The organism is Buttiauxella sp. 3AFRM03, from assembly GCF_003675305.1.
Classification (GTDB): Bacteria; Pseudomonadota; Gammaproteobacteria; order Enterobacterales; family Enterobacteriaceae; genus Buttiauxella; species Buttiauxella ferragutiae.
The window spans coordinates 2,207,865-2,230,083 of sequence record NZ_CP033076.1; the positions used below are offsets into that span (position 1 = coordinate 2,207,865).

Sequence of the window (22,219 nt, forward strand, 5' to 3'; positions counted from 1 at the left end):
CATATACTGCTCCATAAAATTATTCCCTGATGTGGAGGGTGACAGAAGGCGGTGTTTTCGGCAGACCAATAAACGCAGTACGGCCAATACAGGAGCGGGCACAGTCACCCAGTCGCATTCCCTGGGCCTGTTCTGGTGCCAGATCTAGCCGTAAATCCCAGGAAAACTGATCTCGCAGAAGAAAGGAAATAAATACCGTTAGCGCCTGATGGTTATCACCGCCTGGTAAAAAAGACAGATAACGAGTCATCGATAAACCGCCAATCTTTAGCAAGAATTTTCCACTGCGATCTGGCACTCGCGAACCGAGGGTAAAATTAACGCCAATCACAGAGCGTCCGGGGATATACCCGGCAGTTTTCTTCTTCGAATTGCGGACACCCAGACGGTTCTGCTGTGATGGTTCAATCGGTACTTTACGCAACTGCCAGCTTTCAATGGTGACATCCGGCAGATCAAAACAATGGGATACCAAATTGCATACCACATCCGGCGAACGGCCTGGTGTCGCCAGCACTCCGGCATAAGCCAACATCTTGCTATGGTTGATAGCGAGCTTGCCACGCACGCTCTGATTACCTAACCCCACCAGGGCATACATACGCTGCGAGAAAATGTCCGTACCACCATTGCGAAAACAGATGTAATAGCGGTACTTGCGCCAGGCGTGGTAAGCAAACTGTGTCCAGCGGTGACTGAACAGATCGAGAAATGCTTTCAGCCCTTCTTCATGCTGCGCATCTTCCCGGGCCATCTTATCCAGGTAATAACCCGGTAAAGGGGACTGGCTACCTGAGAAACCAAGAAACGTTGTGGTCAGAGAGAACTGGCCAGTATCGTTGCGCCCAAGCGTAGTCAAGTCACTTACCGGAAAGGCGATGCCGGCGTCTGATTTGAACAGTGCCACTTCCCGGCGGGGTTCCGTGCGCAAAGAAGGCTCCTCGCCTGAATCTCCATACAGACGGTACAGCGCATCCATCAGGACATAAAAATTCATCCCGCGCACATCGGTCGGGAATGAGCCCCGTTTCCCTACATCAGGGCGTGCTGACCGGTATGTTGCCATTCCCAGGCCTCCTGACTTTCCGTATTGATGATTTTCAGACAGTGAAATGAATTGATGCTGGCATACAGGGCGAAGAAGTGCGACAGCACGGTTCCCAGCAGATAGATCTCACCCTCGCAGACAAAGGGAGTGGGGTCGATCCACAGCGTGGTGGATAATCCACGTACTGGTACCCCTTTAAACAAGCGGTCAACTGGGTGGGTATCAAGTTTTTCAATGGCATCCAGTTTTTGGCGTGAGAGCATTGCTTGCTGCGGGTGGTGGATCCCCGGCAGGTCGAATGTACGCATCACCTGAATTAGCGCGTCTCTGTCAAGCAAAGACAGGTAATTCAGGTTCATACAAGAAATCAGCGACCAGTGCATGTCGCCATCTGTGACGGGGTACAATGGACGGGTCGGACGGGTAACATTGCTGAAGGATGCTACCGACGAATTTTTGTCAACCGCAACACTGATATCACCAGTATGCAGCGACGCAGGTAGCATCCGGTTGGTACAGACCAGTGAGGCGGTGATAACTTCATCGTTCAGTCCGGAGTGGTCTGGCTGGCTGCCATCTGCATGTACAAAGGCTATGGAATGTTCCAGACCACGATGGAACAACGAGGTTTTTGTCCGGTGGTGCCAGTAAACGACTTCGCGCTGACGGCTGTATTCTATTTGATGCTGAAAGCCTTCAAATTCAGGCCAGAGGCGGAAGGGTTTACCGTCAGATGAACTGCTCACCTTGCTGGATACAGATTTCACTCGAAAGATATCATAGGCTTCCGGATGCTGATGGCTCGCGCGCAGAGGGTACTGCGGTGTGCTGCTGTCTGGACTGACAGGTTCGGCATGGTAAGCAAACAGGTTTACCGCTGGCGTACAGTACGGACGCAAAGAATCCTTTCGCAGTTTTATGTCCACAGGCAACGGCTGGTTAAAATGCAGGCGCAGCGTGAAGGTTTGAACCGGAAAATCTTCCGGTAACGGTGCTGCGTCACGCATGCGAAAGAAGAAAAAACTCTCCGGATAGCAGAAGTATTCCTGGAGTACACGGTAACCGGTATGAACATTTTTTGGCCAGGGTAGTAACGCATCGTCCCGTTCAAATCCGGCAGCATCCAGCCACAGTTCCGGTAATGCGAAACGATGTGACCCGGAAACCAGTTCAGCATCCATCAACCGCTCACTGAACCACAGATAAAGTTGGTGACGAGTGTAATCATCCTCGTTACCCAGCCAGAAGGTCAGTTTATTCATATCCAGAGAGCGAGATGGAACATTCCCTTCAGTGAAGAAATCAACCTCAATGACCCCCTCTTTCAAGCTACTGACATTGCGTACATCCCGGATATACAGGGGTTGCAACCAAGTATTGCGTGCAAGAGTAAAATAGCAGGCTGGAGGCGCCGCTTTCTCGTCATCGGTCAGCCCTCCAGGGGCGAGAGACTGTGAGCCGCTACCTGTATCGGTTCTTACCAATTCGTTCCGGCTTACTTCAACCGCGGTTAGTAACTCTTTTTTGGGCTGATATTCAATGACTGTCATGGACGGAACTGGGCGCAGGTAATTAGGCCACAGCATATTAATCAGCCCATGTGTGAATTCAGGAAATTCATCTTCCAGCTTCTGACGCAGACCGCCAGAAAGGAAAGCAAACGCCTCCATCAGGCGCTCGACATCTGGATCTCCTTCCTTTTCAGCCAGAAAACGGGCCAGGTAAGGTTTTTCTTGCGCGAGTAGTTTGCCGAGCTGACGCAAGTAATCCAGCTCCTCCCGGTAGTAGCGTTCTTCGAAAGCCATTTCTACTCCACACACCAGTGCTGGCGGTTATCCAGCAGGATATCAAACTCCAGAACATCCCTGCTTTCGCTGAAATTCATGTACGCCACAATATGGAAACACAGTTCCAATGGCGAATACCCATCCTCTGCAATTGCCGTTACCACCACATCAGACATTCGAGGTTCGTAGCGCAACATACAGTTCCTGATGGCTTTTATTATTTCGCTTCTGAAATCACTGGAGACCAGGGCATCATCATCTAAATCGGTGATACCTAGCTCCGGTGACCCATAACAGCTACCGGAACGGGTGTTGAGTACATTCTGCAGATTGCTCCGAACAGAGCGCAGCAACGCTTCTTTCGGTTTCCTGCGTACAGGCAGATCCACCGCCTCCTGGATGCGTTCAAACAGACTGCCCCCGAACTCCCGCTCCTTCATCATAGTTATTCCCTATCCAGACGACCCACCAGGGATAAGTCAAAGCTGGCGCCCATGAACTTGAAATGCGGACGAACAGAGAGGGCAACCTGGTACCAGCCTGGTTCGCCTTCTACATCCAATACCTCAACCTTCGCCTGGCGCAGAGGTTTGCGACTGCGAACCTCAGAAGGTGGGTTCTCCTGATCCGCCACATACTGACGAATCCAGGTATTCAGCTCACGCTCAAGATCGCCACGCTCTTTCCATGAACCAATCTGCTCGCGTTGCAGCACTTTGATGTAATGAGCAAGACGCGTGATGATGAACAGGTAGGGAAGTTGTGAACCCAGTTTGTAATTCGTTTCAGCCGCCTTACCTTCCGGTGTATTTGGGAAGGTTTTAGGTTTTTGTACCGAGTTAGCTGAGAAGAATGCCGCGTTATCACTGCCCTTACGCATGGTCAGAGAGATGAATCCCTCTTCTGCCAGCTCATATTCACGGCGGTCAGTAATAAGTATTTCGGTCGGAATTTTAGCCTGAAGTTGTCCCATCGACTCATACAGGTGCACCGGCAAATCTTTCACCGCTCCGCCACTCTGTGGACCGACGATATTTGGGCACCATCTGCTCAACATGAAACTTTCAGCCATATTAGCCGCCAGTAAGAACGCTGTGTTACCCCACAGGTAATCCTCATGGTTACGGCTGACGTTCTCCCGATAGTTAAAGCTTTTCACCGGGTTTTCATCTGGTGCATACGGATGGCGCAACAGACAGCGAGGCGCTGTCAGCCCCAGATAACGGGAGTCTTCCGATTCGCGCAGGGCACGCCATTTTGTATATGCCGGGCCTTCAAAAATAGCGGACACATCCTTCATACCCGGCAATTCCGTGTACGAATCTAGCCCGAAGAATTCAGGAGATACTGCTGACAAGAATGGGGCATGAGCCATCGCACTTACTGCACTGATATATTTCAGCAGCTTCATATCTGCCGCGGTGTTATCAAATGCGTAGTTACCGATAACGGCGGCTACTGGTTCACCGCCAAACTGGCCAAAACCACTTGAGTAAACATGCTTGTAGTAGCCAGATTGGGTGATCTCAGGGGCAAATTCAAAATCATCCAGCAATTCTTCTTTGGTGGCATGCAGCACGTGAATCTTGATGTTTTCCCGTGTATCTGCACGATCAACCAGTAACTTAAGTGACCGCAGGAACGACTCCAGCTCCTGAAGCTCAGGAGCGTGAAGAATAAGATCCATCTGACGCCCCATACGAGCATCAATATCAGCAATCATGGCATTCACGGCCAGAATATCGACAGGCTCCGCATCTGTATTGCTCTCTAACAAGGCAGCGATAAACGCGGTCACGCCCTGACGGGCAACATCATAGCTCTCCGATGCTGGCTGAAAGCGGGTCTGCGCCATAATTTCATCCAACAGAGATGGTGCAGCCGTTGGCGTGGTCGAAGCGAGTTCTTCTTGTAATGAGGTATCTGACATACTGAAATCCTTGTACAAAGTTATTTCCGACCAACGAGGCCCAGTTCCGCAATCAGCTGTTCGCGGGTTTCTTCGTTATCCAGCAGAGCCTGAATCTGGGCGCGGAAAGCTGGGATATTGCCCATTGGCCCCTTCAGCGCAACAAGCGCCTCACGTAGCTCCAGTAGTTTTTTCATTTCTGGAACCTGCGCGGCAACGTTGTCTGGTGAAAGATCGCTTATCGACTTCACTTTCAGGCTGACATTCATTTGTGCATCAGGGATTTCGCTGAGCGCAGAAGTAACGATGAAACTCCGTTCGATTCCGGACTTTTCTAGCACAGCGTTGAAATTATTCCTGTTAATAGAAACGGGCTGACGCTCATCCAGCGGAGTATCATCTGCAGTACCTTTCAGATTGCCAGTGATCAGCAGATTAAGCGGCAACTCAACTTCGGCCGCCTGACCATCAGTTTTAGGGATATAACGAATATTGATGCGCTCTTTAGGTGCGATACTACCGTCGTTTTTATTGCTGCTCATGAGAATAGTCCATCGGGTTATCGTTCAAGCCATGAATACGGCAAAATCCGTATAACAGAAATACCGATGCAGTGGCCGCTTTATAATATCAGTCCATGTGTTTAAAACGTATTCTACTCTCGCATTAAATAATTTCAAAAGAACTTTTTTTCATTTCAATGCGAGAATTTATTTTGCACAAAAAAATAATTCAAAAAACAAATTAAATTAAAAATAAAACAAATAAAAACAATGTATTACAAACATAACCTCAAAAATTAATCGCTAATTAACAATAACTTAAGGCGTACTAAATCACTATTCACAAAGCAGGGCATCCTGCGCATTCATTTTACTGAAATACAGGAACGCCAGAATCTTAAAAGCTCCAAATAATATAAAAACAATTGTTGTGAAAAACACCAATCCCGATATAGCATATTCCATTAGCACGACTACATATTAATAATTTATATATGTCTCATCCATTTCATATAAATAAGTGGTACTTAAATTTTTATACATTCATCTGGTTTTGTTTTTTAACAACATACCAGCTACACGAATGATGCGGTTCCCGGTTAAAGCCGTGCCGCCTCTGCCTATCGAGGAATAACGGTAGGCAATCATTAGCAGCAACCAAAAAAGGAGTTAAAACTATGCCTACCCCTTGTTATATATCAATCAATGGTCTGACCCAGGGAAACATCACTGCCGGTGCATTTACCGCCGATTCTGTCGGTAATATTTACGTTCAGGGCCACGAAGATGAAATGCTAGTGCAGGAATTTCTGCATAACGTGACCGTCCCAACTGACCCGCAATCTGGTCAGCCAAGCGGTCAACGGGCGCACAAGCCGTTCATTTTCACCGTAGCACTAAACAAAGCTGTGCCGCTGTTGTACAACGCACTGGCAAGCGGTGAAATGCTACCAACGACTGAACTGCACTGGTGGCGTACGTCGGTTGAAGGCAAGCAAGAGCATTATTTCACTACGCGCCTGACAGATTCGACCATCGTCGATATCAATCTGCATATGCCGCACTGCCAGGATCCGAGCCAGCGAGAATTTACCCAACTGCTCGCAGTGTCACTGGCATACCGCAAGATCGAGTGGGAACACGTCAAGTCAGGCACTTCCGGTGCTGATGACTGGCGCGCACCGCTGGAAGCGTAAGTGTCAAAGTGAACTAACAACATTCTGCCTTATAGGCAGAATGTTGTTTTTGTATCTATCCGTAAGCTGAAAGATCTGTCCTAAAAAAGAAGTTACGTTTTTCACGGGAGCTGGCATAAGCCGTCCCCCTGCCGGTAGCATGTCTGAATAGAAACGTATCGCTTTACATTCACAGTCACTTTCCTGCGGTTAGTCTGTTTTTCCTGTGAACTCAGGGAGGTTGTTATGTCATTAAAAGGGCTGCGTTTCACACTGGAGGTAGACGGCCAGGCGCCGGATACGTTCGCGGTTGTCAACTTTTTGCTAATGCAAAAATATTCTTTACCATTTGTTCTGGACGTAGATGTTGTCAGTAAGTCATTTGATCGGGAAGCGAAAGTTTTACTGGAAAAGAACGTCACACTGACCATCTGGCAGGGAATGAAGGCACTGCGTTCTGTCAAAGGTGTTATAGCCAGCTTTGGGATGCAAAATAATGACCAATGGCAGATGCAATACCGCTTCAGAATTCACCCAACCCTGTGGCGCTGTGGTTTGCGACAGAACTTTCGTATATTCCAGCAACAAGATATCAAGGCAATCTCAAGCACTCTGCTTAATGAAAACGGTGTGACTGATTGGTCTCCATCCTTTTATCAAAAGCATTCTCCGCGAGAATTCTGCGTGCAATACGGCGAATCAGATTTAGATTTTCTGAATCGACTGTGGTCCGAAGAGGGGATTTTCTTTTATGACAAAATGTCCGCAGATGGGCCGAACCAAAAACTGACACTGTGTGATGATGTGGCAGGCCTATCCAAGTTACCGAATCCCATTTCGTTCAACCCGAATACGACAACCGAAGTCACTGATGAATGTATCAGCGTGTTCTGTTACGAAGCGAATGTCCGGCCTTCATCAGTTATGAGCCAGGATTACACCTTTAAAGTTCCAGGGTGGCAAGGGCAATACCAACAGAAAGGTATAAACCTAAATAACCAGTTCTCACAATATGAAATCTTTGACTATCCAGGCAGGTTCAAGGATGAGCAACACGGCCAGGATTTTACTCGCTACCAGATGGACGGGCTGCGTAACGATGCAGAAAAAGGCACCGGAACCACTAACTCACCGAAACTATGGCCTGGAACAAACTTCACGCTGGTGAACCATCCGCAGGAACCTCTGAACCGTAGTTGGCAGATCGTCAGCAGTATTATCACGGGTGCCCAACCGCAGGCACAACATGGTAATCAGGGACAAGGAACCACACTAAGCAACCAGTTCACCGCAATACCAGCAGACAGAACCTGGCGCATTTCACCTCGATCTAAACCTAAAGTAGATGGCCCACAAAGCGCAATTGTCACAGGCCCAGCCGGTGAAGAAATTTTTTGTGACGAACATGGCCGGGTACGAGTGAAATTCCACTGGGACAGATACAACCCAAAAACTGAAGACAGTTCCTGCTGGGTACGAGTGTCACAGGCCTGGGCAGGCGCGGGGTTTGGCAACCTGGCTATCCCGCGTATAGGTCAAGAAGTGATCGTGGACTTCCTCAATGGCGACCCGGATCAGCCCATCATTATGGGACGGACTTATCATCAGGATAACCGTTCTCCAGGCGGCCTGCCTGGCACCAAAACTCAGATGACTATTCGTTCGAAAACCTACAAAGGCGATGGTTTTAATGAACTGCGCTTTGAAGATGCAACCGGTAAGGAACAGGTTTACATCCACGCCCAGAAAGACATGCAAACGGAAGTGCTGCATGACAGGACAACGACAGTAAACCACGACCATACCGAAACCGTGAAGAATAACCAGACGGTCACCGTTGTGGTCGGTCAGACCATCAATGTGGGGAGTAAGAAGGAAGGTGGTCATGACCAGAAAGTCACTGTCTCCCATGATCAAAAGATAGCTGTGCAGAATGATCAGACGCTGGATATCACGGAAAATCGCGAGAAAAACGTCGGAGGAGATCAGAAAGCAGTCATCGCCGGTGAAGATAATGAAACGGTAAAAAAGTCTCAAAAAATCAAGGTAGAACAGAACTATGCGCTTGATGTGGACCACGAAACCCAAATTAAATCAGTGGATAAAATCGAACTAATATGCGGTTCCAGCTCCATCACGCTGGAAAACAGCGGGAAGGTCACCATCAAAGGTACCGAGTTTGAATTCACTGCCAGCGGTCCCGTGGAGATCAAGGGTAAAGATGTTCATCTTAATTAAAAGCAGCTCAGCATATTAAAAAATTAGTGAACGTCATGACAGATAAGGAGAACTCATGTCTGTTTTACCTGAACCCAAATTACGTATTCTGGATAATCAGACGGGTTTGACTACTTTTCAGTACGACAAAATGGCTCCGGGAAAGGTGTTTCATGATGTTGTAGTAGTGAAAGCTAGTTTTAATCTGCTACCTGGTGGCCTTTGCCCTATTCCCCAGCCAGCAGTACTGTTTCTTGCTGATAAATACCGCCAGCCTGATGACCCAATGAGTTCTTCTCTGCTTCAGGCAGGGGATCTTGTTTTGGGTAAACCCGGTACCGATATATTGGTTACTGGGTCAGTTTATGCCGATTGCCCCACACAACATTTTCAGACAAGTTTACGCATCAGCAACCGTCACAACACGCTGGTTGATTACACCTGCATAGCCACTGGAAAGCGTTGCTGGCAACACACTGAACGGCTGGGATGGCATATGAGTGAACCCGCCCTGACAGAACACGTTCCGATTGCCTACGAACTAGCCTATGGCGGACGCAACGTATTTCCTGATACCCCACCTGAAGAGTGGGAAATTTATGCCCCTAATCCTTCAGGCAATGGTTTTAGTTTTGCAGGCTACTCAACTGATGACCAGTTCCCCGCCCCGCAGTGGGAACCAAGAGAACATCAAATCGGTACAAAACCGCCACTGACCGGTTTTGGCCCCGTGGCCCGCCATTGGTTAAGTCGTCAAAAATATGCCGGAACGTATGATGAAAAATGGCGGGATCAACTCAAAGATAACCCACCCTATCTGGATTATCCCGATGACTTTGACCTGCGCTTTTTTCAGTGCGCGCATCCTTCACTGCAAAGCTCAACCCCACTAAATGGAAATGAGAAACTTGAATTTTTCCATCTAATTAAAGGCATTCCACATCTTGGAACCTGGCTACCCGCCCTTGGTATTGCAGCGTACTGGCAGGAAGGCATAACCGCTCGACAGTCTATGTTGCCTCTGGATACCGTACATATCGCTACCGACGAAAACACCGGGCAAGGGCGTATCGACCTCGTGTGGCGCTGGAGCAAACCGCATCATCTGAATATCCATGAACTGCTTCTACGGACTGTTCAACTGCCAGAACCAGAACAGCATTCCGCTTAAGGAGAACTGATATGGCTATAAAACATATTGCTGATGCCGAAAATGAGTTCATCGTCGTCAACGTGACACCGGATTTTTGCATAGTCGGATTAACCGTCATTCCCTTCGATATCGTCCAAAAATTATCTTCCGAAAAAATATCTTATTCCAAAACAGTTTTTGCCCGGGGAAAGAAGGTACTGATGATAGATAGCATCATCCAGGGCGTGGAAGGTAACGCAGGGGTTGGTGTCCAGTCAGGTGTATCGCTCAGTAATGGCCACTGCAAAGTGCTAACTGGTGCCACCACGGTCTTCACTGAAGGTCGCCAGACTGCACGACATCTGGATGAAGTTCTGATGAATGGAAAAGTCTGAAACGAAACCCGTCATTCAACAACCTGACGACGGACTATGCCAGTAAGGAGGGCAACCCATGGCCGACTTTAACCCCAACGGAACACTGGGGCGTATCTACACGCTGACCGGTATCTGTAAACCACAGAAGATGCTGACCAAACAACCCGGCATCTGTGAAGCTTATCTGAAGAATATCTTCAAAGAATACGACGAAAAAGACATCCTGAAAAAAATGGCAGATAAAGGCTATCAGGGCAATGTGAACGCTGGTAATTCATTCAGAAACCAGTGCGAAGCTTTACCCAGCCAGATGCCCGAGCAGGACCTTAATGACCTGCAAAAGTTGCTCAACGATTACGTTGACCACAACATGCCACCCGAAGATATCTATCGCATCCGCCACCTTCATAACCTCTATGAAAGAGTTTATCGTCCCGGCCCCAGGCTAGAAGCTCCGATTACGGAAGCTGAGCAGCAATGGCTTCTGCAAAACAGCAATGACATCGTCATGGCTCTCCTTGCCCCTCCGTTCAACCTGCCTGCATTCGTAACAAAGATGGCGGGGGGAACACCGCAACAGGTTTCTGGCGCCCTTGAAACTGGTGCCGTGCTATCTGATATGGCGGGTATGGCTGCTGGCATGAAGCAAAAACCGCCACCGGCACCTCTCTTAGCTAATGAGGGAGTATTTATTCAAGGTAAAGGACTGGGAAATGGTCGGGGGGTGGGGCGGCTCAATACCTCCAGCATCTGCCGGGGTGATCCTGTCGATGTCGGGACGGGTAGCCTTCTCCAGCAACTCAGCGTACTCACGCTGCCCGGCTCACTACCATTAACGCTCTCCCGCGTCTATCGCTCCCGCTCCAGCCATGGTGGAGTATTTGGCCCAAAATGGACCGATGAATGGTCCCGCTCACTGCATATACAGGGAAATGATCTGCATTTTACCGACCAGGAAGGCGTGGTGCTTTATTACCCCCTGCCTCGTGACGGTATTTTCCAGCAAGCCGCCAACTCCCGGCAACCCCGTTACCGGCTGACCGGGGACATTAGCGCAGAACTCACCGTTTTTGACCGCCACACACAGCAAACTCTACGCTTTGTTCCTTCTGCTCCGGGGACTTTTCTGCTGTCTGCGCTTCACGACCAGTATGGCAACCGCATTGACTTTATCCGCACCAATGATCTGCTGACTGAAATCCGCCACAGCGACGATTACACGCTCGCCCTTGACTGGCAGAACCGGCAACTGATGAGCATTGACCTGGTCACCCCTCAACGCCAGCGCCTTGTCACCTGCCACTATGACAGCAACGGTTTTCTCGCTGAATGCGACACCTTCCAGTTCTCCCATCTGTGGCACGAATACTCTCCTGAAGGGTTTATGACCCGCTGGCGGGATACGGATAAAACCTGTGTCGATATCAGCTATGACGTGCAGGGCCGGGTGGTCAGTACCCTGTCAACCGAAGGCTATTACAGTGACCACTTTATCTATAACGATGAAGAAAAATGTACCACCTACCAGGATGCTGAAGGGGGAGAAAGTCATTACTGGTATGACGATGAAGGCCTCGTCACCCGCACACTTGACGAGCTGGGCCGTGAAAGTTCGGCTCACTGGGATAATACCCTCCTGCTCTCGCGCACCGACGCCCTTGGGCGCACCACTGAATATCACTATAACGATGAGGGCGATATCCGCCATGTCGCCCTCCCCGGCGGCCACAGTCTCTGGTACGAGTACAATGACGCCGGGCAGCTCACCCGCCTGACCACACCGGGCGACCAGGCATGGCTGTGGGCTTACGACGAGCTCGGCAGCGTGGTCAGCCTCACTGACCCGCAGGGCCGGAGCCAGCAGTTCAGCTACAGCGAACAGGGCGATTTACTGGCTCATATTCTTCCCGGCGGCGCGACCTGGCGCTGGAGCCATGATGCCCTGCACCAGGTACGCGAAACCACTGCCCCGAATGGCGGTATCACGCACACCGAACAGGATATGCTGGGCCGTCTGCTGAGTGTCAAAGACCCGCAGGGCTTCACCACGCAGTTCCGCCACGGCAAAAAACATGCCGGGCCACAGGGTAGCATCGAGGAAATTAACCGCCCCGACGGTGTGCGCGAACTGATGCGTCAGAACAGTGAAAAACTGCCCGAAAGCTTCACTGACGGGGAAGGAAAAACCACCCGTTATGAATACGGTGCATTCGACCTGCTGACGGCGGTGATACGCCCGGATGGCGAACGGCTGGAATGCCGTTACGATAAACTCACCCGCCTGACTGAAATCACCAACGCCGCCGGTGAGCACTACCGTCTGACCTACGACAAAGCCGGGCAGCTGATTGCTGAAACCGATTTCACCGGCAGAACTCTGAATTACCGCTACGACGCCGCAGGCCGCTGTATCTGCACTTCTTTCCCGGATGGCGCCCACCTTAACCGGGTATATAACGTCACCGACCAGGTCGTACGCGAGGACGTCACTCAGGGCGACAGCACCCGCGTACTCAGTGCCACCCTATTCCGCTATGACACCCTCTGCCGTCTGGTCGAAGCGAAGAATGACGATGCTACCGTCAATTATGAATATGACGAGGCCGGTCGCATTACTGCCGAAATTCTCAACGGCCGACGCACGGAATATACATGGGAAAAAGAACGCGACTATATCTCACAACGCACCACTGAAGGACTCACCGAACACTTCACCCGTGGATTAATGGGAGAGCTGGAGCAGTGGCAGATAGCAGACCATGCGCCACTGACCTTCACCCACGACCTGCGCGGCCACGAAATCACCCGACAGAATGACACCGGCTTCCGCCAGCAACTGGGTTACACACCAACCGGGATGCTGACGCAGCAGCACGCCGGCAGTAACACTGAACCAGACGCCCGCAATAAAGACCTGCAACGTCAGTGGCTGTACGACAAGGCTTACAACCTGACAATGATTGCAGACTCACTGCGCGGTACCGCCGTCCACACTCTGACCGCGAACGACCAGATAAGCCACGCCACCTGGACCGGCAACAGCAGTGTGCCGATGCGCGAAGAACGCTTCACCTATGACCAGAACCTCAATATCACCCGCCGCCAGACCTGGGTGAATGACGTACTGGAAAGCGAAGCCTACCAGCAACAGCAGCATAGCCGGGTCGCATCGCGCGAGCACAAAGCCTGGCGGCACACCACCTCACGCATCAACCCCGATAGCGGGAAACCTGAAGACGGAAAATTTGTCCGGGTGGTGAACGAACACAACATCACCTGGAAATATGATGTGAATGGTCGTCTGGTCGAAAAACTGGTGGATAAAGGCGGCTACCGCCCTCTCCAGTGGCGCTACCGCTGGGATGCCCGAAGCCAGCTCACCGCGCTGGAAACCCCGGACGGCGAACGCTGGGAATACCGCTACGACCCGTCTGGCAGGCGCATCAGCAAACGTTGCACTAACCGCCAGAAAACCGGTTACGACTTCCACTGGAATGGCGACCAGCTGACCGAAGAAATCCCGGTGTATGCCGGTGGCACTCCGGCGTATGACGACAGTATCCGCTGGATATACGAGCCAGGCAGCTTCACACCGCTGGCACGTTATGAAAAAGGCCAGTTGCACTATGCGGTAACCGATACGGTCGGTCGTATTCAGGAATTACTGACCGAAGACGGCACCATCGTCTGGCGCGGCAAGCAACAGCTCTGGGGTCGGGAAGAAAGTGCTAACGATGACAACCTGAGTTGCAGACTGCGCTTTCCGGGGCAATACGAAGACACAGAATCCGGGTTGCACTACAACCGCTTCCGTTACTATGATAGTGAAACGGGACAGTATATTTCGGCAGACCCGATAGGGCTGGCGGGGGGATTAAACAGTTATTCATATGTACCGAATCCGCTGAAGTGGGTTGACCCGCTGGGATTATGTAAGACATCAGGAACTAATAATAAAGGTTTAGAGTCCCGAGGATATAAACCTCAACCCGGTGAACGAACTCGTGAAGGTTATATGAACAACAATATTTCACCAGATCGTGAGGTTACACTTCATACTAAATCGCCTGGTTTTAATAACAACAAAGGCAATACCGGAGGCCAATTTAAACGTTATGGTGTTGAATCTCATGGCGGTCTCAGCCCTCATGTTCATCAACCAACAAGAAATGTGTCACCAAAAGGCGATATATATGGTTCTCAAGGGACGAAGATAAGTAATGGTGATGTAACCTCGCCTACAAATAAAGACATTAAGCAACTATATCTTCATTTTAAGGAGGGAAGGTATAATCCATGACTATTATCCGAAATGAAAATTTTGACTGCACACAAATTATTTCATTTGCTTTTTCTGATGAAGATGATGTCGATCGCACGCTCTATGGTCTTGATGATTTTATAAAATTAGGCTTTACTATTGTTTTTGATAAAAATATTCGTCGAGTTAAGAAGGATTATTTTCACAAAAAAGATAATGAAATATTCATTGAATTTGAAAATAAAGAATTTATTGGAGAGTTTGATGACTGGCTTATTCAGAGAGAAGCTCCCAAGTTAATTGATGATTATTGTTCTGCGGTAATTAATTTTATTGAAAGAAACAATTTGACTGATGTAAGGATTTTTATTTCTTCATTTTCCGAGAACGGGAAAAGCAGTGACATTGAAGTTTCATCAACAATATCAGATCTCAAAGAAAAATTATTTTTAATGTCTAAAAACAATTTTGATGAATGGGGGGATAATATAATAATAAACATCATGAAGTAGTATTATTTTTATTGTCACAGCGCCGTGTCAAAGCCACCTGCTATGCAGGTGGCTTATTTACTAGTCTGTCATCCCACGCAACGCCGATTTTATATTCTTATTAGTCATCTTTATATCCTGCAGTTGCTGGCGCAGCGCTTCCTGCTCATGTTTCAGCACATCCACTTCTTCGCTGTCTTTAATAATCACAATGCAGCCGTCCGATATTTTAACGGTGAGATGTGCACCCGTCTCAAATCCCGCCTCTTTCAGCCATTTACCCTTTAAATTAATATTTGGCTTCCCGGATGGCACACACCTGAACTGACCATATAACGTCACCGACCAGGTCGTACGCGAAGACGTCACTCAGGGCGACAGCACCCGCGTACTCAGTGCCACCCTATTCCGCTATGACACCCTCTGCCGTCTGGTCGAAGCAAAGAATGACGATGCTACCGTCAATTATGAATATGATGAGGCCGGTCGCATTACTGCCGAAATTCTCAACGGCCGACGCACTGAATATACATGGGAAAAAGAACGCGACTATATCTCACAACGCACCACTGAAGGACTCACCGAACACTTCACCCGTGGATTAATGGGAGAGCTGACACAGTGGCAGATAGCAGACCATGCGCCACTGACCTTCACCCACGACCTGCGCGGCCACGAAATCACCCGACAGAGTGACACCGGCTTCCGCCAGCAACTGGGTTACACACCAACCGGGATGCTGACGCAGCAACAGGTCGGCAATCCGGCAGAGCTGAATCCGCACGACCGGCGCAACAAAACCCTGCAACGCCAGTGGCTGTACGACAAGGCTTACAACCTGACAATGATTGCAGACTCACTGCGCGGTACCGCAGTTCACACCCTGACCGCGAACGACCAGATAAGCCACGCCACCTGGACCGGCAGCAGCAGTGTGCCGATGCGCGAAGAACGTTTCACTTATGACCAGAACCTCAATATCACCCGCCGCCAGACCTGGGTGAATGACGTAATGGAAAGTGAGGCCTACCAGCAACAGCAGCATGGCCGGGTCGCATCGCGGGAGCACAAAGCCTGGCGGCACACCACCTCACGCATCAACCCCGACAGCGGGAAACCGGAAGACGGAAATTTTGTCCGGGTGGTGAACGAACACAACATCACCTGGAAATATGATGTTAACGGGCGTCTGGTCGAAAAACTGGTGGATAAAGGCGGCTACAGCCCTCTCCAGTGGCGCTACCGCTGGGATGCCCGAAGCCAGCTCACCGCACTGGAAACCCCGGCCGGCGAACGCTGGGAATACCGCTACGACCCGTCTGGCAGGCGCATCAGCAAACGCTGCACCAACCGCCAGAAAACCGGTTATGACTTCCACTGGAATGGCGACCAGCTGACCAAAGAAATCCCGGTGTATGCCGGTGGCACCCCGGCATATGACGACAGTATCCGCTGGATTTACGAGCCAGGCAGTTTCACACCACTGGCGCGTTATGAGAAAGGACAGTTGCACTATGCCGTCACAGACACTGTCGGTCGTATTCAGGAATTACTGACCGAAGACGGCACCATCGTCTGGCGCGGCAAGCAACAGCTCTGGGGTCGGGAAGAAAGTGCGAATGATGACAAGCTGAGTTGCAGACTGCGCTTTCCGGGGCAATACGAAGATACAGAATCCGGGTTGCACTACAACCGCTTCCGTTACTATGATAGTGAAACGGGGCAGTATATTTCGGCAGATCCGATAGGGCTGGCGGGTGGGCTGAATCCTTACGGGTATGTGGCGAATCCACTGAAGTGGGTTGATCCGCTTGGGTTGTGTAAAGTCAGCAACGGTGCTGATGTAACGCCAGATATAATTCGAAACGCATTAAAAGACGACACAATGCAGACTCTGCAAGGTGACGTTTCTCTTCCAGCTATTCAACGTTATGTAGATCGATTACTTAAAGGTGATGTTGCTCCTCCAATTAAAGTTGATGGTAATGTTGTCGTTGAGGGAAATCACCGATACGTTGCAGGTAAGGTAGCAGGGAAAATGCCAGAAATATCACCAGGGACTTTATCACCAAGCCAAGTACCAAATATTAAACCGATGTCATCTACTACAGTAGATGATTTTGACTGGGGAAATCATTAATGATAACCATTAAATTTAAAACAAACGAAACACAAGAATTTAACCTTGAGAGCTTGGATAGAGCCAATTTTGATGAAAATCAATTGCATGCAGCCATTTTTGATGGGCTTTCTTTATATAAAGCTAGCTTTATAAAAGCTAATCTACGAAGTGCAGAACTTTCCCGATGCTATTTAGACGAAGCTATTTTTATTGAGGCGTTGTTAATGAATGCCTATTTTAAATATTCAGTATTAACGAATTCAGATTTTTCCTCCTCGAGGTTATCAGGTGCTTGCTTTTTTAAAGCGGATATGAGGAATGCTAATTTTTCCCAGGCAGATGTATTTGGTGTTGAATTTAATGGTGCTGATTTAAGAGGGGCTAATTTTCTTGGTGTAGAACGATTTGATAATGCTAGTTTTAACGAAGCGCTTTATAACGAAAAAACTCTTTGGCCTGAGAGTTTTTCCCCAGAACATCGGGGTCTGATATTAATTTGAAGAACCGGAAAAAATCTCATATCTTCCCGGTTCTTTTATTCTCTAAACCGCCATCCCCTGGAGCGCCGCCTTAGCGGTGCTCTTTATGTCCCGATTAGCCTGCTTAACATCCCGCAGTTGCTGGCGCAGCACTTCCTGCTCATGTTTCAGCTCGTCCACTTCTTCGCTGTCTTTAATAATCACAATGCAGCCGTCCGATATTTTAACGGTGAGATGTACACCCGTCTCAAACCCCGCCTCTTTCAGCCATTTACCCTTCAAATGAATATTGAGCTTCCCGGACGGTATGCGCGCACCATAGTCGACGGTATAGAGCGTTCAGGTGGTACGCGAGGACATCCCATAGGGCGACAGCAACCGCGTCCTCAGTGCCACCCTCGGTCGCCCGGTGGAAGCGAAGAATGACGTTCTGGAAAGCAAAGAGTACCAGCATGGCCGGGTCGCATCGCGGGAGCACAAAGCCTGGCGGCACACCACCACACGCATCAACCCCGACAGCGGGAAACCGGAAGACGAGAAATTTGTCCAGGTAGCGAACGAACACAACATCACCTAGAAATACGCTGTTAACGGTAGTCTGGTGGAAAAACGGCTGGAGCAACTCATAACTGCTGCTGCCCAGTACCGAAATGAAGCGATGAGCGAGTCGAATAACTGACTCCCCGCTGAGTTATGGAAAACGTGGCGTCCAGGCGCCACGTGCCGTGAAAAATCCTATCTCTAAACCATGAATCACTGACTCAAGCGGCGCAGGTAAGCCACACTTTCTAACAGCGGGTCGCCGGTCAGCTCTTCAACAATGATCGGAATATGAGCCAGTTGGCGCTGTTCCAGCACAGCCAACACCTCAACATAATCAATCAGGCCATGTTCCAGGCTCGTCGGAATCTTGTCTCGCCCTTGCAAGATGAAATTCTTGAAATGGAACAATCGGATGCGCTCGCCATGCTGGCTAAGAAAATCGACTAAGATCTCACGCCAGTTCCCGGCATTGTCCGCATCCAGCAAGTTGGCCAGATCAAGAGTCACCTTGAAATTATCGCCCAATCGCGTGTTCAGGCTCGCCAGACAATTGGCGTCATAAATAATATGATCTTTGACCGCCTCGACCAGAAAATCACAACCTGCCTGCTCCAGTTCGGGTTTTAACTGCTCAAAGGTCCGCTCCACTTTCTTGAAGGAGGCCGCGCTGTGATTATCCGGATGCCAGGTCCAGTCATTGTCGTTCAGAGAGCCAGTCTCACTGCCCACGACGCCGACATTGCAGCGGCGAGCAAGTTCGATATTAAAACGCACGCGCTCCATCTCACTCTTCAAGAAGTCTGTATCTGAATGAGCAGGGTTGAAGTAACTGGCCAGCAGAAAGATGGAAATACCGGCCTGCTGAAGCTGTTGAATATTGGCGACCATCGTGTCGATATCACGAGCCTGCCAGGCCTCGACCCAGCTCCTGTGTACCGCCAGTTGCAGTCCGTCAATCCCCGCCTGGCGCGCATAAGCAATAATCCCTTCTGGAGTCTGATCGATAAGATCATGTCCGCGTGCGCCTATTTTTAACGTTGTCATATCTTCATCCTGTGAAGTCATAAAATAGCTTGAACTGCCTGTTTGCCACAGTAATCCTGTTCAAGGTAAAGGAGCACAACTTTTAGCGGTGGCATTAATAGCAAGACCTGAACCCATTCAACCAAGTCAAAATAAATTTTGAAACAACGGTTTGAATATACTTCTACATCTTTTCAGTTTCAATGTTGGAGTATGTAACCTTTAAAAAATGAGAACTATCTTCAATTTAAATGAGTACGGAAAAACCCACAGCTTGATTTCAGCAAAATCAAAACACTAGAAATTGGCACGGGCTTCGCCCTCTTTTTTAGCCGTAGCGATGGCAATAATGCAAGAGTGCAAGGATGTGAGGACAAATGACAAAACATGACAGGTTAAACCACAGCCAAAATAGCCATCACACGCTATTTTGGCTGTACTAATAATTAACTACTGCACGACTTGAATTACCTCTTCAGACTCTTTATGGGCGTTCACGTCTGCGCTGTTTAGCCATAATGCTTTTCGGCCAAACGTCTGATACATTTCCAGTTGATCGCGATAGTGCTTCGCAGGCGTTCCGTCTGGAGCGATAAAGCCACTTTGGCCAGGTGCAACCACATCCCACGCTTGCACTTCATCTCCCTTCGCACCAAAAACAATCATGTCGTTTTCTGTACCACGGTTCTGGTATTCCGCCTGATGCACCGCTTCATCGGCGTTGGCCTGCGGCACGCCAAAGAAGTTATTCGCTCTAAAGGTCAGCGGCATCGCCGGAGTTTTCCAGCTATCAACTTGAGTGCCATAACGTTGTGAGAGCTGCTGCCAGCTATCCTGCAACGCATTTCTGATCAGTTCATCCGATGGTTTTCCACCAAAAAGATCAACCGTTTGCGGGATTGGTGAACGCGTTCCTTGCAATGCCTCATACAGAATTTTGGCTCCGACACTGATATTCAGTGAGCCGGTTGGGCCATCCTGTGTGGTTTCATAGCCGCTGGCGCTGTACCACTTATTAAATGGTGCAGGCACAGCGGCAACAAGCGTTTGTTTCAGCATGCTGGTCAGCCACGCGTTCAAAATTGCTGACCCCGGATGCTGATAAGTTTTGCCGTCGGCATTCATTTGATTGTTGCCATCCCAATTTGCGAGGATCTCCGCAAGCTGGCGACGCGGATCGTCAGCTGGTAACGCTTTAACCGCCTGTTCGATAGAAGGCAGGAAGAGGCGCAGATTCAGATCCTGGCGGCTGGTTTTGGCAATAATATCCCATGCCTGCTCATGCGTGAGTTTCGGCTGTGCGTCGATCAATTTTTTTATCTCATCGACACGATCGGCGCTCCCCCACAGGAAAGCAAAAAGATCCGAGGCCGGATAACCTGCTTCTGGCGCATTATTCCAGTTTGCGATGTAACCCGATTTCGGGTTGTAGATTTGCGGATTGCTGGAGAACGGCAAAATCCCATCCCAGTCCCATTCACCGGTTCCAGGAACAGGCAGGCGTGGGTCGTGCCCAGGTTTACGCTGCGGGTACGCGCCAGTGTGAACATAGCCGATATTCCCCTGTTTATCCGCGTAATACCAGTTGATGGTTAAGGCCTGATTTGCCGCCTGTTTCGTCCATTGCGTCCAGTTTGTCGCCTGCATTTGATGCGTCCACGCCAGCAATGAAGCGACTTCTTTTCCCTCCCAGGCTCGAGATTTTGCGTAAGCCGTTGAGGTTTGCGGGTCGTTTTTGATGACGTTGCCGTGTACCGTGCGATAGATCGTGAACGAAACCGGTGTCCCGCCTTTAACGTTGATCGTTTCACTGCGGCTAAGCATTTTCACCCACTGCCCGTGACGCTGATAATAATCAGGGCGTTGAGGATCAAGTTTTTCCGCAAAGATATCGACGTCATCGCCAAAACCGGCAGTCGATCCCCACGAAATGCTTCCGTTATGCCCAAACACCAGGCCCGGATAGGCAAATGGCGTGTTCCCGACCACATCGTATCCAGCGCCATGCAGGCCGATTCCATAGGTGTAAGCCGGTGCGTACCAGCCAAACTGCGGCCCGTTAACCATAATGGATTTAGCGTCTGCCGCTTTTTTCTGGCCGATCACCCACATGTTACTGGTGGTTGGGTAGCCCGCCAGCCCATTTGCGCCGCTGTGAGCAAACTGTTCGCCAATTACTTGCTGATTTTTCTGATGAGTTAGTGTGAGTAAAGCGCCATCATTGCCTTTTGCCAGGCGCTCGAACATCGGAGGAGTATGGTCGAAACGCGGTAAGTTATAAGCCAGTTGCATGGCCTGGTTTGCCAGTTTGAACGGATAACGATGTTCTTCTGGTTCGATAGTGGTTGAGGCTGAAGGGTTCACTAACCATTTGATTTGGTTAAATACCCCCATCCCCTGCTTGTCACCGTATTTATCTTTCAGCGCGTTAAACAACGCCAGGTTATCAATTTCGCTGGTGCTGTCTGAAAAACGGTTAGCCATCGTGCCGACAAAAATCATCGCGACATCGAAAGGCTGCCAGTGTTGCGGTTTAAAACCCAGTGTCGAAAACTCTTTTGGCAACAACTTTCCAGGCTCGGCGTTAACCTTATCAATCCACGCATTCATACCATCGGCATAACCCTGCAAAACAGCTTTTTCTTCAGCAGGTAAAGCATCAATTTGGGCATGAATGCTGGCAGGCCAATAGTTCAGCCGAATGTCTTTATCAAAATTGAGAAACTTGTCACCCAGCACTTCCGCCACCGTACCCTGAGTACTGCGACGTGCCATTTCCATCTGAAAAAGCCGGTCCTGAGCCACAACATAGCCGTAGCCATAAAACAGGTTGTGGGTGTCGTTGGCATAAATGTGCGCAACACCATACTCGTCGCGAATGATTTTTACGTCTTTGCTTTGTTCCGCAGCCAACACTTTCGCGCTGTACAACACAGCCACTCCTGTCAGAAAGCAACTCACAATAATGGTATTTTTATTTTTCATTGTATCCTCTTACGGGTGAAAGACTCGCACAAGGATACTAGCAACAGAGCTGGCAATATCCATTTCAACAGAACAGTTTCTGATGAAATCGTGAGCGTGATAACTAAATTAATCATTCATATTTTTATCTTTAATCAAAAAATATGAATCATTAAATTTGTCATAAA

At 49.4% G+C, this 22,219-nt stretch carries 17 protein-coding genes and 2 pseudogenes; 10 read left to right on the forward strand and 9 right to left on the reverse strand.

The window, feature by feature from the left end:
• Positions 1–19 precede the first annotated feature (19 nt).
• The 5 genes from tssG to tssB are packed head-to-tail and all read right to left on the reverse strand — an operon-like array spanning position 20 to position 5,286.
• Positions 20–1,066 (reverse strand): type VI secretion system baseplate subunit TssG, encoded by a 1,047-nt coding sequence (gene tssG / locus D8682_RS11775; RefSeq protein WP_121814315.1) that lies wholly within the window; start codon positions 1,064–1,066, stop codon positions 20–22.
• Positions 1,033–2,853 (reverse strand): type VI secretion system baseplate subunit TssF, encoded by a 1,821-nt coding sequence (tssF, locus tag D8682_RS11780; RefSeq protein ID WP_064540003.1) that lies wholly within the window; start codon positions 2,851–2,853, stop codon positions 1,033–1,035. The genes tssG and tssF overlap by 34 nt, the downstream gene beginning before the upstream one ends.
• A 2-nt stretch (positions 2,854–2,855) precedes the next feature.
• Positions 2,856–3,275 carry a type VI secretion system baseplate subunit TssE gene (gene tssE / locus D8682_RS11785; protein ID WP_064540253.1) on the reverse strand — a complete coding sequence of 140 codons (420 nt, stop codon included), beginning with the start codon at positions 3,273–3,275 and terminating at the stop codon, positions 2,856–2,858.
• A 5-nt stretch (positions 3,276–3,280) separates the two neighbouring features.
• Entirely contained in the window at positions 3,281–4,765 is a 1,485-nt protein-coding gene (gene tssC / locus D8682_RS11790; RefSeq protein WP_064540005.1) for a type VI secretion system contractile sheath large subunit, read from the reverse strand.
• 20 nt (positions 4,766–4,785) lie between these two features.
• Positions 4,786–5,286: a type VI secretion system contractile sheath small subunit gene (gene tssB, locus D8682_RS11795; RefSeq protein ID WP_064540008.1), complete on the reverse strand. Its 501-nt coding sequence runs from the start codon at positions 5,284–5,286 to the stop codon at positions 4,786–4,788.
• A 638-nt stretch (positions 5,287–5,924) separates the two neighbouring features.
• Between tssB and D8682_RS11800 the strand changes: the two genes are divergently transcribed.
• The 6 genes from D8682_RS11800 to D8682_RS11825 all read left to right on the forward strand — a co-directional run bounded on the left by D8682_RS11800 (position 5,925) and on the right by D8682_RS11825 (position 14,921).
• Entirely contained in the window at positions 5,925–6,443 is a 519-nt protein-coding gene (locus D8682_RS11800; protein WP_064540010.1) for an Hcp family type VI secretion system effector, read from the forward strand.
• Between the two features lie 225 nt (positions 6,444–6,668).
• Entirely contained in the window at positions 6,669–8,660 is a 1,992-nt protein-coding gene (gene tssI / locus D8682_RS11805; protein WP_121814317.1) for a type VI secretion system tip protein VgrG, read from the forward strand.
• Between the two features lie 55 nt (positions 8,661–8,715).
• Positions 8,716–9,810 carry a DUF2169 domain-containing protein gene (locus tag D8682_RS11810; protein WP_121814318.1) on the forward strand — a complete coding sequence of 365 codons (1,095 nt, stop codon included), beginning with the start codon at positions 8,716–8,718 and terminating at the stop codon, positions 9,808–9,810.
• Positions 9,811–9,821: 11 nt separating this feature from the next.
• On the forward strand, positions 9,822–10,166 hold the full coding sequence (locus D8682_RS11815) for a PAAR-like domain-containing protein (protein ID WP_064540016.1): 345 nt from the start codon (positions 9,822–9,824) through the stop codon (positions 10,164–10,166).
• 58 nt (positions 10,167–10,224) lie between these two features.
• Positions 10,225–14,448 carry an RHS repeat-associated core domain-containing protein gene (locus D8682_RS11820; RefSeq protein ID WP_121814319.1) on the forward strand — a complete coding sequence of 1,408 codons (4,224 nt, stop codon included), beginning with the start codon at positions 10,225–10,227 and terminating at the stop codon, positions 14,446–14,448.
• Positions 14,445–14,921 carry a hypothetical protein gene (locus D8682_RS11825; RefSeq protein WP_121814320.1) on the forward strand — a complete coding sequence of 159 codons (477 nt, stop codon included), beginning with the start codon at positions 14,445–14,447 and terminating at the stop codon, positions 14,919–14,921. The genes D8682_RS11820 and D8682_RS11825 overlap by 4 nt, the downstream gene beginning before the upstream one ends.
• A 60-nt stretch (positions 14,922–14,981) precedes the next feature.
• Here D8682_RS11825 and D8682_RS27205 read toward each other — a convergent pair whose 3' ends face one another.
• Positions 14,982–15,269 carry a SymE family type I addiction module toxin gene (locus D8682_RS27205; RefSeq protein WP_238392838.1) on the reverse strand — a complete coding sequence of 96 codons (288 nt, stop codon included), beginning with the start codon at positions 15,267–15,269 and terminating at the stop codon, positions 14,982–14,984.
• A gap of 55 nt (positions 15,270–15,324) precedes the next feature.
• On the opposite strand from D8682_RS27205, the pseudogene D8682_RS27340 reads away from it, so the two are divergent.
• The 3 genes and pseudogenes from D8682_RS27340 to D8682_RS11835 all read left to right on the forward strand — a co-directional run.
• A pseudogene (locus D8682_RS27340) lies at positions 15,325–15,420 on the forward strand (hypothetical protein); the annotation flags it as partial.
• 84 nt (positions 15,421–15,504) lie between these two features.
• The gene (locus D8682_RS11830) at positions 15,505–17,040 is read left to right on the forward strand and encodes an RHS repeat domain-containing protein (RefSeq protein WP_238392839.1); all 1,536 of its coding nucleotides are present in this window, start codon (positions 15,505–15,507) and stop codon (positions 17,038–17,040) included.
• Entirely contained in the window at positions 17,040–17,522 is a 483-nt protein-coding gene (locus tag D8682_RS11835; RefSeq protein ID WP_121814321.1) for a pentapeptide repeat-containing protein, read from the forward strand. Before D8682_RS11830 ends, D8682_RS11835 begins: the two co-directional genes overlap by 1 nt.
• A 42-nt stretch (positions 17,523–17,564) precedes the next feature.
• On the opposite strand, the pseudogene D8682_RS11840 reads toward D8682_RS11835, so the two are convergent.
• Positions 17,565–17,822: pseudogene (locus D8682_RS11840) on the reverse strand (SymE family type I addiction module toxin); the annotation flags it as partial.
• Positions 17,823–17,910: 88 nt separating this feature from the next.
• On the opposite strand from D8682_RS11840, the gene D8682_RS26755 reads away from it, so the two are divergent.
• Complete coding sequence (locus D8682_RS26755; RefSeq protein ID WP_162303015.1) at positions 17,911–18,078, forward strand: hypothetical protein; 168 nt, start codon at positions 17,911–17,913, stop codon at positions 18,076–18,078.
• 176 nt (positions 18,079–18,254) lie between these two features.
• On the opposite strand, the gene D8682_RS11850 is transcribed toward D8682_RS26755, so the two are convergent.
• On the reverse strand, positions 18,255–19,088 hold the full coding sequence (locus D8682_RS11850) for a sugar phosphate isomerase/epimerase (RefSeq protein ID WP_121815693.1): 834 nt from the start codon (positions 19,086–19,088) through the stop codon (positions 18,255–18,257).
• Between the two features lie 429 nt (positions 19,089–19,517).
• Positions 19,518–22,052: a penicillin G acylase gene (locus tag D8682_RS11855; RefSeq protein ID WP_121814324.1), complete on the reverse strand. Its 2,535-nt coding sequence runs from the start codon at positions 22,050–22,052 to the stop codon at positions 19,518–19,520.
• Between the last annotated feature and the right edge of the window lie 167 nt (positions 22,053–22,219).

Coding starts and splice junctions, on each gene's coding strand:
- D8682_RS11815 (WP_064540016.1), top strand. CDS start 9,822: ATGGCTATAAAACATATTGCTGATGCCGAAAATGAGTTCATCGTCGTC.
- D8682_RS11800 (WP_064540010.1), top strand. CDS start 5,925: ATGCCTACCCCTTGTTATATATCAATCAATGGTCTGACCCAGGGAAAC.
- D8682_RS11855 (WP_121814324.1), bottom strand. CDS start 22,052: ATGAAAAATAAAAATACCATTATTGTGAGTTGCTTTCTGACAGGAGTG.
- tssG (WP_121814315.1), bottom strand. CDS start 1,066: ATGGCAACATACCGGTCAGCACGCCCTGATGTAGGGAAACGGGGCTCA.
- D8682_RS11820 (WP_121814319.1), top strand. CDS start 10,225: ATGGCCGACTTTAACCCCAACGGAACACTGGGGCGTATCTACACGCTG.
- D8682_RS11810 (WP_121814318.1), top strand. CDS start 8,716: ATGTCTGTTTTACCTGAACCCAAATTACGTATTCTGGATAATCAGACG.
- tssE (WP_064540253.1), bottom strand. CDS start 3,275: ATGAAGGAGCGGGAGTTCGGGGGCAGTCTGTTTGAACGCATCCAGGAG.
- tssB (WP_064540008.1), bottom strand. CDS start 5,286: ATGAGCAGCAATAAAAACGACGGTAGTATCGCACCTAAAGAGCGCATC.
- tssF (WP_064540003.1), bottom strand. CDS start 2,853: ATGGCTTTCGAAGAACGCTACTACCGGGAGGAGCTGGATTACTTGCGT.
- D8682_RS11825 (WP_121814320.1), top strand. CDS start 14,445: ATGACTATTATCCGAAATGAAAATTTTGACTGCACACAAATTATTTCA.
- D8682_RS11850 (WP_121815693.1), bottom strand. CDS start 19,088: ATGACAACGTTAAAAATAGGCGCACGCGGACATGATCTTATCGATCAG.
- D8682_RS11830 (WP_238392839.1), top strand. CDS start 15,505: ATGGGAGAGCTGACACAGTGGCAGATAGCAGACCATGCGCCACTGACC.
- D8682_RS11835 (WP_121814321.1), top strand. CDS start 17,040: ATGATAACCATTAAATTTAAAACAAACGAAACACAAGAATTTAACCTT.
- tssC (WP_064540005.1), bottom strand. CDS start 4,765: ATGTCAGATACCTCATTACAAGAAGAACTCGCTTCGACCACGCCAACG.
- tssI (WP_121814317.1), top strand. CDS start 6,669: ATGTCATTAAAAGGGCTGCGTTTCACACTGGAGGTAGACGGCCAGGCG.